This is a genomic window from Pseudomonas sp. K8, from assembly GCF_014889455.1.
Classification (GTDB): domain Bacteria; phylum Pseudomonadota; class Gammaproteobacteria; order Pseudomonadales; family Pseudomonadaceae; genus Aquipseudomonas; species Aquipseudomonas veronii.
In genome coordinates this window covers 16,795-30,411 of sequence record NZ_VJWO01000051.1, presented here as the reverse complement: position 1 = coordinate 30,411, position 13,617 = coordinate 16,795, and the positions used below count along the sequence as shown (strand labels likewise).

Genomic DNA, 13,617 nt, shown 5'->3' with positions numbered 1-13,617 from the left:
TCAAATATCCAATAGCGCGCGAACAATGCCCTGCAGTTTACGGGTGAGCGGCCCAACCGACCAGCTCATCGCAGCACAGCCGCGCACCGGCCAAATGCCATAAACGCTGTTGCAGACAAAAACCTCGTCGGCCGACTGCAACTGCTCAAGGCTGATATCGGCCACGACCACCGGGGTGCCGAGCGCCTGCGCCTGGGCCAGTAGCTCGGCACGCATGACGCCGGCCACGCCGCAACGATTCAGATCAGCGGTCAACAACACGCCGTGACGCACCAGGAACAGGTTGCTGAACACGCCTTCGATGACGCGCCCGGACATATCCAGCATCAAACCTTCGGCATGCTCGGTATCTTGCCACTCGGCGCGCGCGATCACTTGTTCGAGGCGATTGAGGTGCTTGAGACCGGCCAGCAGCGGCTGTTCGGACAAACGGGTGGCGCACGGAAACAGGCGGATACCGTCGTTGCCATGGGCCTGGGGATAAGCAGCAGGCGCACTGCCCTGCAGGATACGGCGCACCGGGGCGCCGGGGTTGATGCCATAACCGCGCAGGCTGTCGCCTCGGGTGAGGATCAACTTGAGTACGCCGTCGCCGAGAGCGCTGGCATAAGCGAGCACTTCGCTGCGGACCAATGCTGGGTCCACAACCAATGCCAACCGCCTGCAACCCTCGGCCAGGCGTTGCAGGTGGCGGTCGAGCAACACCGGTTGCCCGGCCTTGACGGCGATGGTTTCGAACAGGCCATCGCCATACGCCAGGCCACGATCTTTCAGGGGCACGCTGTCCGCTGGCTGACCGTCGACCCAGCTGTGCATTACTCGGCGAACCGGCGGAACACCAGGGAACCGTTGGTGCCACCGAAACCGAACGAGTTGGACAACACCACGTCGATCGGCATCTTCTGCGCTTCATGAGGCACGAAGTTCAGGTCGCAGCCTTCATCCGGCTCATCGAGGTTGATGGTCGGCGGAGCGACCTGATCCCTGATGGCCAGCACGCTGAAGATCGCTTCGACCGCGCCCGCCGCACCCAACAGGTGGCCGGTCATGGACTTGGTGGAGCTGACCGCCAGCTTGTAGGCGTGCTCGCCGAACACCGACTTGATCGCTTCGGCTTCCGCCAGGTCGCCGGTCGCTGTCGAAGTGCCGTGGGCGTTGATGTACTGCACCAGGTCCGGACTGATCTTCGCATCGCGCAGGGCGTTGGTGATGCAACGCGCAGCACCGGCGCCGTTGGCCGGTGGCGAAGTCATGTGGTAGGCGTCGCCACTCATACCAAAGCCGATCAGCTCGGCGTAGATCGTCGCGCCACGCGCCTTGGCGTGTTCCAGCTCTTCCAGCACCAGCGCACCGGCGCCGTCGGCCAGGACGAAACCGTCACGGCCTTTGTCCCACGGACGGCTGGCACGAGCCGGCTCGTCGTTGCGGGTCGACAGCGCACGCGACGCGCCGAAGCCGCCCATGCCCAGGCCGCAGGCCGCCATTTCAGCGCCGCCGGCAATCATCACGTCCGCTTCGTCATAGGCGATATTGCGCGCGGCCATGCCGATGCAATGCGTGCCTGTGGTGCAAGCCGTGGCAATGGCGTAGTTAGGTCCCTGTGCTCCCAGATGGATGGACAGGAAACCGGAAATCATATTGATGATCGAACCCGGCACGAAGAACGGTGAAATTCGACGCGGACCGGACTCGTGCAACGTGCGACTGGTTTCTTCGATATTGGTAAAACCGCCAATACCCGAACCCATGGCCACACCGATGCGTTCACGGTTGGCGTCGGTGACTTCCAGACCAGCGTCACGCACTGCCTGAAAACCGGCTGCCAGGCCGTATTGAATGAACAGGTCGAGTTTGCGGGACTCTTTGATCGAGAGGTATTGCTCGACATTGAACCCCTTTACCGAGCCGCCAAAACGGGTGGAATAGGCAGAAAGGTCCGTGTGTTCGATCAGACCAATACCACTGCGGCCAGCCAGAATGCCCTGCCAACTGCTCGGCACATCCGTGCCCAGTGGCGACAACATACCCATACCGGTGACTACGACGCGTCTACGCGACACAGCACTCTCCTTTTTCTAATGACGACACTTTGCTTCAGAATCACTTTTCATCAGAGCTAAAGAAAAAACCGCACGCCGTTACAGCAGTGCGGTTTTTCCCTGACAGCAAGCGACGACTACAAACTATTACGCCTGGTGGCTGGTAACGTAGTCGATTGCAGCTTGAACGGTAGTGATTTTTTCAGCTTCTTCGTCCGGGATTTCGGTCTCGAATTCCTCTTCCAGAGCCATCACCAGCTCAACGGTGTCAAGGGAGTCGGCACCCAGGTCTTCAACGAAGGAAGCGGTGTTGACCACTTCTTCTTCTTTAACGCCCAGTTGCTCGGCAACGATTTTCTTGACGCGCTCTTCGATGGTGCTCATACCTTGTTTTCACTCCTAATGGACAAATTCAGGCAGCTGGCCAGTGGGTAAGTGTATAGAAAGCCATTTCAGCTTTTCAACTGAAAGGTTCACCCCGTACCCGGTCGGCCACCCGCGTATAAATTAAGTTGCAGCTTTATAACGGATTTTAGACAGCTCGTATGACATTTTTTTGAAGCGATCCGTCACAATTTAACTCATGTACATCCCGCCGTTAACCGGGATTGTAGCCCCAGTCACGTATGCCGCACCGTCGGATGCCAGGAAAGAGACCACATTCGCAATCTCTTGAGCCTGGCCCAGACGGCCCAGCGGAATCTGCGTCAGCAAGGCTTCACGCTGTGCTTCCGGCAGTTCGCGGGTCATATCGGTGTCGATGAACCCAGGGGCCACCGAGTTGACCGTAATCGACCGCGAGCCGACTTCACGCGCCAGTGCGCGGCTGAAACCTTCCAGACCGGCTTTCGCCGCGGCATAGTTTACTTGGCCTGCGTTGCCCATGGCACCCACTACGGAGCCAATATTGATAATTCGACCCCAACGCGCCTTGGTCATGCCGCGCAAAACGCCCTTGGACAGGCGAAACAGACTGTTCAAGTTGGTGTCGACGACGTCATGCCACTCGTCGTCTTTCATCCGCATCATCAGATTATCGCGGGTGATACCAGCATTATTCACCAGAATCGCCGGCGCGCCGAACTGTGCGGTGATCTCGGCCAGTACGGCAGCCACGGACTCATCGCTGGTCACATTCAGCTCAAGGCCGGTGCCCTGCACGCCGTTTTCCTTCAAGGTCGCGGCGATACGCTCGGCGCCCGCGGCGGAAGTGGCGGTGCCGATCACGACGGCGCCCTGACGGCCCAGTTCCAGGGCGATCGCCTGGCCAATGCCACGGCTCGCGCCGGTAACCAGTGCAACTTTACCTTGCAGACTCATGCAGGCTTCTCCTAAGTTCGGGGTTCAGGCCAGTGCCGCGCGAGCGGCCGCAAAGGCATCCGGGGTATTGAGGTTGGAGGTCGACACGCCGTCGGCGCAGCGCTTGTTCAGGCCGGCCAGGACTTTGCCCGGGCCGCACTCGACCAACTCGGTGGCGCCGTTGGCGGCCAGGGTCTGTACCGATTCAACCCAACGCACCGGCTTGTAGAGTTGTTCCAGCAGGTCGCGCTTGAGGGTGTCGAGATCCGCGGCAACCGCCGCGCTGACGTTCTGCACCAGCGGGATCTGCGGCGCCTGCCAGTTGATGGCGGCGATGGACTCGGCAAAACGCTCGGCCGCCGGGCGCATCAGCTCGCAGTGCGACGGCACGCTCACCGGCAACGGCAAGGCACGCTTGGCGCCACGAGCCTTGCAGCCTTCGATGGCGCGCTCAACGGCGGCCTTGGCACCGGCAATCACCACCTGGCCCGGCGAGTTGAAGTTCACCGCGCTGACCACTTCGCCCTGGGCCGCTTCGGCACAGGCTGCGATCACCACCGCATCATCCAGGCCGAGAATGGCAGCCATGCCCCCCTGCCCGGCCGGAACCGCTTCCTGCATCAACTGGCCACGACGCTCGACCAGCTTGACCGCTTCAGCGAGGGTCAGGCTGCCCGCGGCGACCAGGGCACTGTATTCGCCCAGGCTGTGACCGGCGACGAACGCCGGACGCGCGCCGCCTTCCGCCAGCCACAAGCGCCACAGGGCGATCGAAGCGGTGAGGATGGCCGGCTGGGTTTTATCGGTTTGATTGAGTTGCTCTTCCGGCCCCTGCTGGGTCAGCGCCCACAGGTCGTAACCCAGGGCATCGGAAGCTTCCTTGAAGGTTTCCAGGATCAGCGGATATTGCGCGCCCAGCTCGGCCAACATGCCGAGGGACTGCGAACCCTGCCCTGGAAAGACGAATGCGAGGGATGTAGACATGTAACAAGCCCCTAATGATCTGGTCGTCGGATATAGGCGCTCCTACGATGGGAGCGCACGAAACTGACAGATTGGATGGTCAATTGAACCGGCCGGTCACATTTAAGCATTCCCGGGCCGATTCGCCTAAGGCAACAGATCTTCCAGGCGGCCGTGCAAGCGTCGCGGCAGGTTTTCCTGGATCTCGATCAACGCCCGTGCAATCGCACTCTGAAAGCCTTCCACCCCCGCCGAGCCATGGCTTTTCACCACGATGCCCTGCAAGCCGAGAAAGCTTGCGCCATTATGCCGCGCCGGGGCCAGGTCCTCCTGCAGGCGGCGCATCAGCGGCAACGCCAGGGCGCCGACCAGGCGTGTGGCCAGGTTGCGCTTGAACAAGGCCTCGATCCGCGTGGCAATCATGGTCGCCAGACCTTCGCTGGATTTAAGCAGGATATTGCCGACAAACCCGTCGCACACCACCACATCCGCCTCGCCGCGATACAAACCGTCGCCTTCGACAAAGCCGATGTAGTTCAACCCCAGCGCACCTTGCAGCAAAGCGGCGGCGAGCTTGACCTGCTGGTTGCCCTTGATGTCTTCGATGCCGATATTCAGCAAGGCCACGCGCGGACGGGCCACACCCAGCGCCTCGGCAGCCACCGAGCCCATCACGGCGAACTGGAACAGATGCTCGGCACTGCAATCGACATTCGCGCCCAGGTCGAGCAACTGGCAATAGCCTGTCTGCGTCGGTATCGCCGCGACTATCGCCGGCCGGTCGATCCCCGGCAAGGTCTTGAGCACATGCCGCGACAACGCCATCAGCGCGCCCGTATTGCCGGCACTGACACAGGCTTGCACCTTGCCATCACGCAACAACTCAAGGGCGACCCGCATTGAAGAGTCAGGCTTGCCACGCAGGGCTACCGCTGGCTTTTCATCCATGCCGATGGCTTCGCTGGCGGGCGTAATCGTCAGGCGCGCGCGATCCACCGCCGGATGGCTGGCAATCAGTTCTTCAAGAAGGGAAGGTTGACCGACGAGGGTCAGGTGCAGCGAGGGCGTAGCAGACAGGCTGGCAATACAAGCCTGAACAATGCTGCGGGGACCGAAGTCCCCGCCCATTGCGTCAATCGCGATGACTTGAGCAGACAAGTGATTACTCGTCAGCGCCCTTGTCAATCACTTTACGGCCACGGTATACGCCTTCTGGCGATACGTGGTGACGCAGGTGAATTTCACCGGTGGTTTTTTCTACAGACAGAGTGCTTGCCGTCAGGGCGTCGTGCGAACGACGCATGTCACGGGCAGAGCGGGATTTTTTGTTCTGCTGAACAGCCATAATTGATTAACTCCTAAACGTTTGGGTCACGCTTTAACTGCGCCAATACACTGAACGGGTTGGACCGCGTTACCTCGTCCTCGCTCGGTTCGGACTCGTCATCGAGGCCCGCCGGCTGCTGGCATTCTTCCGGATGATGAGCAGGCACAATGGGCAAGGCGAGCAAAAGCTCCTCCTCGATCAGTGCATGCAGATCCAAAGGATCTTCGCCCAGTTCCAGCACGTCATAACCTTTCGGCAACGACTGGGTATTCGCACCCTCCTTTACCACAGCGTAACTGCATTCGCTGTGAATCGGCAGGGTGACCAGCTCAAGACAACGCTGGCAAACCATTTTGACCTCGGTGTCGATAAAGCTGTGAATAACCACAGATTTACGTTCATCTCGTTCAAAAACGAATTTGGCCTGCACCGTACCGACAGTGTCGGAAAGCGGGTCGCAGAGTCTCTCCAAATCGGCCAGCAGCAATTCACCTTGAAGGGAAGTGCCACGATCAGCCAATTTGCGCGGGTCAACGTGAGGTGGAATCGGGTCATTCAACATAGGCGCAGCATTATAGGGATGCCCCCAGCCATGTCAAAGGAAATTCAGCCCTGTGCGTCAGCCGGTCGTCCCGCTAGAATCCCCGGTCGCCCTGAGGAGACGCCCATGCTGCCTTTATTACTCGCATCCAGCTCGGTCTATCGCCGGGAATTGCTGAGCCGCCTGCACTTACCGTTCATCTGCAGCTCACCGGATATCGATGAAAGCCACCGCGCAAATGAGTCAGCCGTCGAACTGGTCAAGCGCCTGGCCGAAGAGAAAGCCCGCGCCCTCGCCGCCCACCATCCAGGGCACCTGATCATCGGCTCCGATCAGGTCGCCACACTCGAAGGCCGGATCATCGGCAAGCCCCACACCTTCGAGAACGCCCGCGAGCAACTGCTGGCGACCAGCGGCAAGCGTGTCAGCTTCCTCACCGGGCTGGCGCTGCTGAACAGCGAGACCGGGCATTGCCAGGTCGACTGCGTGCCGTTCACTGTACACATGCGCGCGCTGGACGCAGAGCGGGTCGAGCGCTACCTGCGGATCGAGCAACCCTATGACTGCGCGGGCAGCTTCAAGGCCGAAGGGCTGGGCGTGAGCCTGTTCCAAAGCACCGAAGGCCCGGATGCGACCAGCCTTGTCGGCCTACCGCTGATTCGCCTGGTGGATATGCTGCTGGCCGAGGGCGTGCAAATCCCTTAAACCAGCGCAAAACCAAATGTGGGAGGGAGCTTGCTCCCGATAGCAATGGATTAGTCAGCTTATCTGTAGCTGACCCACCGCAATCGGGAGCAAGCTCCCTCCCACATTTATCTACGCAGACCTTGGGATCTCAGCGCAGGGTCGGGCCCTGGAAGCCCATGTACAAGGCCAACTTCTCCGCCACGCTGGCGCCGAGCTTCTTGGAGAAACGGTCAAACGGCGACTCCTGAACGGTGAAGTCCACCAGTTCCTTTTCACCAATCACGTCCCGCGCCACCGAACTGGCACTACCCAGGCCATCGATCAAGCCCAGCGGCAAGGCCTGCTCGCCAGACCAGACCAGCCCGGAGAACAGCTCCGGATGGTCCTTGTCCTTCAGACGATCACCGCGCCCTTGCTTGACGCTGGCAATGAACTGGCGATGAGTGGTGTCGAGCACGCTCTGCCAGAACTGGGTTTCATCGGCCTTTTGCGGCTGGAACGGGTCGAGGAACGCCTTATGCTCGCCCGAGGTGTAGGTGCGACGCTCCACACCGAGCTTCTCCATGGTGCCGACAAAGCCGTAACCGGCCGCCGTGACGCCAATGGAACCCACCAGGCTGGCCTTGTCGGCGTAGATCTGGTCAGCGGCACTGGCGATGTAATACGCACCCGAGGCGCCCAGGTCGGAGATCACCGCGTACAGCTTGATCTGCGGATGCAGTGCGCGCAGGCGGCGAATCTCGTCATACACGTAGCCCGACTGCACCGGGCTGCCGCCCGGGCTGTTGATGCGCAGGATCACGCCCTTGACCTTGGGGTCTTCGAACGCGGTGCGCAGACTGGTGACGATATTGTCGGCGCTGGCGGACTCCTTGTCGGCAATCACCCCGCGCACTTCGATCAAGGCGGTATAGCTGGAGCCACGGGTCGCGGTTTTTTCCATGTCCACCAGCGGGCTGAACAGCACCAGCATGCCGAGCAGGTAAACAAAGGTCAGCAGCTTGAAGAAAATCCCCCAGCGCCGCGAACGACGCTGCTCTTGCACGCTGGCCAGAAGGGTCTTCTCCAGCAGCTTCCAACTCTTGTCGTCACTGCTGTCGGCCTTTTCGGGCGCTTTCCACTCATCACTCATGCCATCTACCCCAGCAAAGACTCAGTGGGCCCGGCTGAGCCAGGCCTGCAATTCAGAAAAATGATCGATCGTCAGCCTGGGCTCGTATGCCTGCAGCGCCTCGGCAGCCTGCGCACCGTAGCTGACCGCCACGCTGTCCATGCCGGCGTTGCGCGCCATCATCAGGTCGAAGGACGCGTCGCCGACCATCAACGCCTGGCGTGGCGACACGCCGCAATGGGCGAGGATCTGCTCAAGCATCAGCGGATGGGGCTTGCTGGCGGTTTCGTCCGCGGCGCGGGTAACGTCGAAATAGTCTTCCCAGCCGTGGGCCTTGAGCACCCGGTCCAGGCCGCGGCGGGCCTTGCCAGTGGCGACCGCCAGCTGATAACCCTCGGCGCGGAACGCTTCCAGGGACTGCACCACGCCATCAAACAGCGGCGAAGGCTCGGCCTCCAGCGCAATGTAGTGATCGGCATAATGCTCGCGGAACGCGACCAATTCAGCGTCAGCGATGTGCGGGTACAAAGTGCGAATCGCCTCAGGCAACCCCAGGCCGATAATGCCCTTGACCGCCAGATCGCTGCACAGCTCGAAGCCAGAACGCGTCGAGGCCATGTGCATGGCCTCGACGATACGGCCAATGGAGTTGGCCAGCGTGCCGTCCCAATCGAAAATCAGCAGTTTGTAGTCAAGGTGCGGCACTCAAACGCTCCACGGTCTTGGCCCACATCTCATCGACCGGCGCCTGCAATTTCAATTCGCCACCATCGGGCAGCGGTACGGTGAGCATGTAGGCGTGCAGGAACAGGCGTTTGCCGCCCAGGTCGCGAATCTCCTTGGAGAACGCCTCGTCGCCGTACTTGGTATCACCGGCAATGCAGTGGCCCGCATGCAGGGTGTGCACGCGAATCTGGTGAGTGCGCCCGGTGACCGGCTTGGCCTCGACCAGGGTGGCAAAGTCGCCGAAGCGGCGCAGCACCTTGAACAGGGTCAGGGCTTCTTTGCCCTCCTCGTCCACTTCGACCATGCGCTCGCCGGAGCGCAGGTTGCTCTTCTGCAACGGCGCGCGCACGCTCTTGATCGAGCTGGCCCAGTTGCCGCGCACCAGCGCCATGTAGCGTTTGTCCACGCCATCGCCGCGCAGGGCGGTGTGCAGGTGGCGCAACATGCTGCGCTTCTTGGCGATCATGAGCAGGCCGGAGGTGTCGCGGTCGAGGCGATGGACCAGCTCCAGCTCCTTGGCATCCGGACGCAACTGACGAAAGGCTTCGATCACGCCGAAACTCAGGCCGCTGCCGCCGTGAACCGCAATGCCGCAGGGCTTGTTGATCACGATCAGCTTGCTGTCTTCGTAGACAATCGACGCTTCAAGGCGCTGCAACAGGCCCTGGGCCAGCGGCACAGGTTCGTCGCGCTCAGGCACGCGCACCGGCGGCACCCGCACGATATCGCCCGCCTGCAGCTTGTACTCGGGCTTGATGCGACCCTTGTTCACGCGCACTTCGCCTTTACGCAAAATGCGGTAGATCAAGGTCTTGGGCACGCCTTTGAGCCTGGCCAGGAGAAAATTGTCGATGCGTTGGCCGGCATATTCCGGCGAGACCTCGAGCAGCTGGACGCTGGGGGTCTGGGGGGCGGTAGTCGTCATGTCGGCGATGATAACAATTTTTTATGGAATTGAAGCACTTAATCATTACTGCTATAGTCGCGAACGCCGCCAAAAGCGGCCTGGACAGAGGACTTGCGGCAAATTGCCGGCCCTGACCTTCGCAATTCATCAGGACGCGAGGCCGTCCTACGGGGCTTTCGTTACCTTGGAAAGCCCGAGATTGTAACAAGCGCAGGTGACATGAGGCCTGAAGCGAGTGCAGAAAGCAGAGTGAATACTCGCATTTTGCGCCGATATTTACGGCCAGTTCACAAAGTGCAGTCAGTCTTGGGACACACCATGGCGAATGCTTCGGAAACAACGCCTGTTAAGAGCCGAGTGAGAGCGCAATCGCCCACACTTGGTCTTGTTTAGCCATGAGCGTGGACTCCCCATTGGAGAACACGGTAAATGCCAACCCGCTGCGGATTCTGCGCGCGGCAGCACCCGAATTATCAGGGATACGTGTAGGGTGGAGATGCACAACCGTCGGACCGTGTAGCACTAGGCTTATATATAGACGCTTCATCTCGTCCACAGTCGCCGGTTGATTCCTCCTCCTGACCTTAGCTTTTGTTGAAGTGGTGCCTTTGTCACCACCGCTAACAAGCAGGACGCGTCCGTCGCGATACCAGCCCAATTCGCCGGTTATTGCTGGACACTGGAGTGGCCAACCACTCTTGACGCACCTGACACCGACCGTGAGAAGTCGTGTGTGCCGAACGCCGTTTCCGGCAGCCCGGAAACCGACGGTACAACATGAAAAGAATGCTGATTAACGCAACTCAACCCGAAGAGTTGCGTGTTGCGCTGGTAGATGGCCAACGCCTTTACGACCTGGACATCGAGTCCGGCGCACGCGAGCAGAAGAAGGCCAACATCTATAAAGGCCGTATTACTCGCATCGAACCAAGCCTTGAGGCTGCCTTTGTCGATTTCGGCTCCGAGCGCCACGGCTTCCTGCCCCTCAAAGAAATCTCCCGCGAATACTTCAAGAAAGCCCCCGAAGGCCGCGTGAACATCAAGGACGTCCTGAGCGAAGGCCAGGAAGTCATCGTCCAGGTCGAAAAAGAAGAACGTGGCAACAAGGGCGCCGCCCTGACCACCTTCATCAGCCTGGCCGGTCGTTACCTGGTACTGATGCCGAACAACCCGCGTGCCGGCGGCATTTCCCGTCGCATCGAAGGCGAAGAACGCAACGAACTGCGTGAAGCGCTGAACGGCCTGGTCGCTCCAGCCGACATGGGCCTGATCGTCCGCACTGCCGGCCTGGGCCGCAGCAGCGAAGAAATGCAGTGGGACCTCGACTACCTGCTGCAACTGTGGACCGCCATCAAAGAAGCGTCCCTGGATCGTTCCGCGCCGTTCCTGATCTACCAGGAAAGCAACGTGATCATCCGCGCCATCCGCGATTACCTGCGCCAGGACATCGGCGAAGTGCTGATCGACAGCGTCGAAGCCCAGGACGAAGCCCTGACCTTCATCCGCCAGGTGATGCCGCAGTACGCCAGCAAGATCAAGCTGTACGAAGACAGCGTTCCGCTGTTCAACCGTTTCCAGATCGAAAGCCAGATCGAGACCGCCTTCCAGCGCGTGGTCGAACTGCCTTCCGGCGGCTCCATCGTGATCGACCCGACCGAAGCCCTGGTGTCCATCGACATCAACTCGGCGCGCGCCACGAAAGGTAGCGACATCGAAGAAACCGCCCTGCAGACCAACCTGGAAGCGGCTGAAGAAATCGCCCGCCAGCTGCGCCTGCGTGATATCGGCGGCCTGATCGTGATCGACTTCATCGACATGACCCCCGCCAAGAACCAGCGCGCCGTGGAAGAGAAAGTCCGCGAATGCCTGGAAGCTGACCGTGCCCGCGTGCAAGTCGGCCGCATCTCGCGCTTCGGCCTGCTGGAAATGTCCCGTCAGCGCCTGCGTCCGTCCCTGGGCGAGAGCAGCGGCATTGTCTGCCCACGTTGCAACGGCACTGGCATCATCCGTGACGTTGAATCGCTGTCCCTGGCGATCCTGCGCCTGATCGAAGAAGAAGCCCTGAAAGACCGCACCGCCGAAGTCCGCGCACAAGTGCCGATCCCGGTTGCCGCGTTCCTGCTCAACGAAAAACGCAACTCGATCACCAAGATCGAACTGCGCACCCGTGCCCGTATCGTCATCCTGCCGAACGATCATCTCGAAACGCCGCACTTCGAAGTGCAGCGCCTGCGTGATGACAGCCCGGAAGCCCACAGCGGCCAGTCCAGCTACGAAATCGCCGCTGCCGCTGCCGAAGTGGAAGAAGTCCAGCCAGCCGCCGCGACCCGCACCCTGGTTCGCCAGGAAGCCGCCGTGAAGACCGCTCCGGCGCGTGCCAACGCACCGGTTCCGGTTGAAGTGGCTGCCCCGGTCGCAGCCCCGGCCGCCTTGCCTGAGCCAAGCCTGTTCAAGGGCCTGGTGAAATCGCTGGTCAGCCTGTTCGCCAGCAAGGAAGAGCCTGCGGCACCGGTGGTGGTCGAAAAACCTGCCACCGAGCGTCCGGCGCGTAACGAAGAGCGTCGCAACGGTCGCCAGCAGAGCCGTAACCGCAACGGTCGCCGTGACGAAGAGCGCAAGCCGCGCGAAGAACGGGCCCCGCGTGAAGAGCGCGCACCCCGTGAAGAGCGTGCGCCTCGCGAAGCCCGTGAAGAGACCCCGGTCGTAGCCCGCGAAGAACGCGCACCGCGCGAAGAGCGCGCACCACGCCCACCACGCGCACCGCGTGAAGATCGCAAGCCGCGTGGCGAGCGTGAAGAACGTGTGCGTGAACTGCGCGAGCCGCTGGACGCTGCGCCAGCCGTTGCCGCCGCTGCTGTTGCCGCCACTACCGAGGAAGAACGCCCGGCTCGCCCGCCGCGTGAAGAGCGTGCGCCACGTGAAGAGCGTCAACCGCGCCCACCGCGTGAAGAACGTCAACCACGTACCGAGCAGGCGGCTGCCGCCAGCGAAGAAGAAGTGCTGACCGGCGAAGAGCAACTGCAGGAAGACGGCCAGGACAACGCCGAAGGCGATCGTCCGCGCCGCCGCTCCCGTGGCCAGCGTCGTCGCAGCAACCGTCGCGAGCGTCAACGTGACGCCAACGGCAATGTGATCGAAGGTTCGGAAGAAGCCGGCGAGAACGCAGAAGCCGCTACCAGCGAACCGACCAGCACCGAACTGGCTGCCGGCCTGGCCGTTACCGCCGCTGTTGCCAGCTCGGTCATCAGCGCACCAGCCGAAGCCCAGGCTCACGAGCAGGCTGAACGCGCCACTGCCGCTGTCGAAGAAACCCTTGCGGTAGAAGCGCCAGTCGCCGAGACCCCAGTGGTTGAAGCACCGGTCGTAGAAGCAACCACCCCGATCGAAGCCCCCGCGGCTCCGGAAGTGGAAGTTGCGCCGGTTCGCGAAGTCCAGCCGCAAGAAGAAGTGGCTGCCGCCGAGCCTGCCCCAGTGGTTGAGCCACAGCCAGTGGTTGAAGCTGTTGTAGAAGCTCCGGTTGTCGAAGCCGCCACCCCGGCCGTGCGTGAAGTTCGCGAAGAACAGACCGCCTTCCAGTGGACTGCCGAACCTGCCGCCCCGGTTGAAGCGCCTGCCCCCGTGGTAGAAGCCGCACCGGCCCCGGTTGCCGAAGTGGTTGAAGCCGCTCCGGTAGTGGTTGCCGAGCCTGCGCCAGTGGTTGAAGCGCCCGTGGTTGCCGAAGCCGCCGCCCCGGTGGTTGAAGCCGCACCGGCCAGCGCCCTGACCGAAAACGGCCGTGCGCCGAACGACCCACGTGAAGTGCGCCGTCGTCGCAAGGAAGCCGAAGCGGCCGCCGCTGCTGCCGCTGCCGCACCGGCTGTCGCCGAAGTGGTCAAGCACGCTGCCCCTATCGTCGACGAGACCCCGCGTTCCGTTGAAGAAGTGGCAGAGCACCACCCAAAGGCCCTGGAAGAAGAGCACGAGCCTAAACCCCTCGTCTGATTCCATCAGCCACTGAAAAGCCCCGCCTGATCACTC

General features: G+C 61.5%; 13 protein-coding genes. 2 read left to right on the top strand and 11 right to left on the bottom strand.

The genetic code is table 11. The features are described 5' to 3' along the window. The 8 genes from pabC to INT12_RS25500 form a co-directional block, all read right to left on the bottom strand. A complete protein-coding gene (gene pabC, locus INT12_RS25535; protein WP_126589456.1) occupies window positions 1–816 on the bottom strand; it encodes an aminodeoxychorismate lyase in 816 nt (271 codons plus the stop codon). Further along, window positions 816–2,060, bottom strand: coding sequence for a beta-ketoacyl-ACP synthase II (gene fabF / locus INT12_RS25530; RefSeq protein ID WP_193059069.1), 1,245 nt, complete (start codon window positions 2,058–2,060; stop codon window positions 816–818). Before fabF ends, pabC begins: the two co-directional genes overlap by 1 nt. A gap of 126 nt (window positions 2,061–2,186) precedes the next feature. Then, on the bottom strand, window positions 2,187–2,423 hold the full coding sequence (acpP, locus tag INT12_RS25525; protein WP_003175607.1) for an acyl carrier protein: 237 nt from the start codon (window positions 2,421–2,423) through the stop codon (window positions 2,187–2,189). Window positions 2,424–2,615: 192 nt separating this feature from the next. Further along, window positions 2,616–3,359 carry a 3-oxoacyl-ACP reductase FabG gene (fabG, locus tag INT12_RS25520; RefSeq protein WP_046382365.1) on the bottom strand — a complete coding sequence of 248 codons (744 nt, stop codon included), beginning with the start codon at window positions 3,357–3,359 and terminating at the stop codon, window positions 2,616–2,618. A gap of 24 nt (window positions 3,360–3,383) precedes the next feature. Beyond that, a complete protein-coding gene (gene fabD / locus INT12_RS25515) occupies window positions 3,384–4,322 on the bottom strand; it encodes an ACP S-malonyltransferase (protein WP_046489281.1) in 939 nt (312 codons plus the stop codon). Between the two features lie 126 nt (window positions 4,323–4,448). Beyond that, on the bottom strand, window positions 4,449–5,459 hold the full coding sequence (gene plsX / locus INT12_RS25510) for a phosphate acyltransferase PlsX (RefSeq protein WP_082118866.1): 1,011 nt from the start codon (window positions 5,457–5,459) through the stop codon (window positions 4,449–4,451). A gap of 4 nt (window positions 5,460–5,463) precedes the next feature. Continuing rightward, a complete protein-coding gene (gene rpmF / locus INT12_RS25505; protein ID WP_008152339.1) occupies window positions 5,464–5,646 on the bottom strand; it encodes a 50S ribosomal protein L32 in 183 nt (60 codons plus the stop codon). 13 nt (window positions 5,647–5,659) lie between these two features. Continuing rightward, a complete protein-coding gene (locus tag INT12_RS25500; RefSeq protein WP_027607804.1) occupies window positions 5,660–6,190 on the bottom strand; it encodes a YceD family protein in 531 nt (176 codons plus the stop codon). A 105-nt stretch (window positions 6,191–6,295) separates the two neighbouring features. On the opposite strand from INT12_RS25500, the gene INT12_RS25495 reads away from it, so the two are divergent. Continuing rightward, window positions 6,296–6,874 (top strand): Maf family protein, encoded by a 579-nt coding sequence (locus INT12_RS25495; RefSeq protein ID WP_193039677.1) that lies wholly within the window; start codon window positions 6,296–6,298, stop codon window positions 6,872–6,874. 130 nt (window positions 6,875–7,004) lie between these two features. Here the strand turns inward: INT12_RS25495 and sppA are convergent, their stop codons facing one another. Genes sppA through rluC form a run of 3 tightly spaced genes read right to left on the bottom strand, consistent with a single transcriptional unit; the run spans window position 7,005 to window position 9,618 of the window. Continuing rightward, window positions 7,005–7,988 carry a signal peptide peptidase SppA gene (gene sppA, locus INT12_RS25490; protein ID WP_046382361.1) on the bottom strand — a complete coding sequence of 328 codons (984 nt, stop codon included), beginning with the start codon at window positions 7,986–7,988 and terminating at the stop codon, window positions 7,005–7,007. A gap of 21 nt (window positions 7,989–8,009) precedes the next feature. Next, window positions 8,010–8,672, bottom strand: coding sequence for an HAD-IA family hydrolase (locus INT12_RS25485; RefSeq protein ID WP_046382360.1), 663 nt, complete (start codon window positions 8,670–8,672; stop codon window positions 8,010–8,012). Then, window positions 8,659–9,618, bottom strand: coding sequence for a 23S rRNA pseudouridine(955/2504/2580) synthase RluC (gene rluC / locus INT12_RS25480; RefSeq protein WP_046382359.1), 960 nt, complete (start codon window positions 9,616–9,618; stop codon window positions 8,659–8,661). The genes INT12_RS25485 and rluC overlap by 14 nt, the downstream gene beginning before the upstream one ends. Window positions 9,619–10,386: 768 nt before the next feature. On the opposite strand from rluC, the gene rne reads away from it, so the two are divergent. Further along, window positions 10,387–13,581 carry a ribonuclease E gene (rne, locus tag INT12_RS25475; RefSeq protein WP_193059068.1) on the top strand — a complete coding sequence of 1,065 codons (3,195 nt, stop codon included), beginning with the start codon at window positions 10,387–10,389 and terminating at the stop codon, window positions 13,579–13,581. Window positions 13,582–13,617 lie beyond the last annotated feature (36 nt).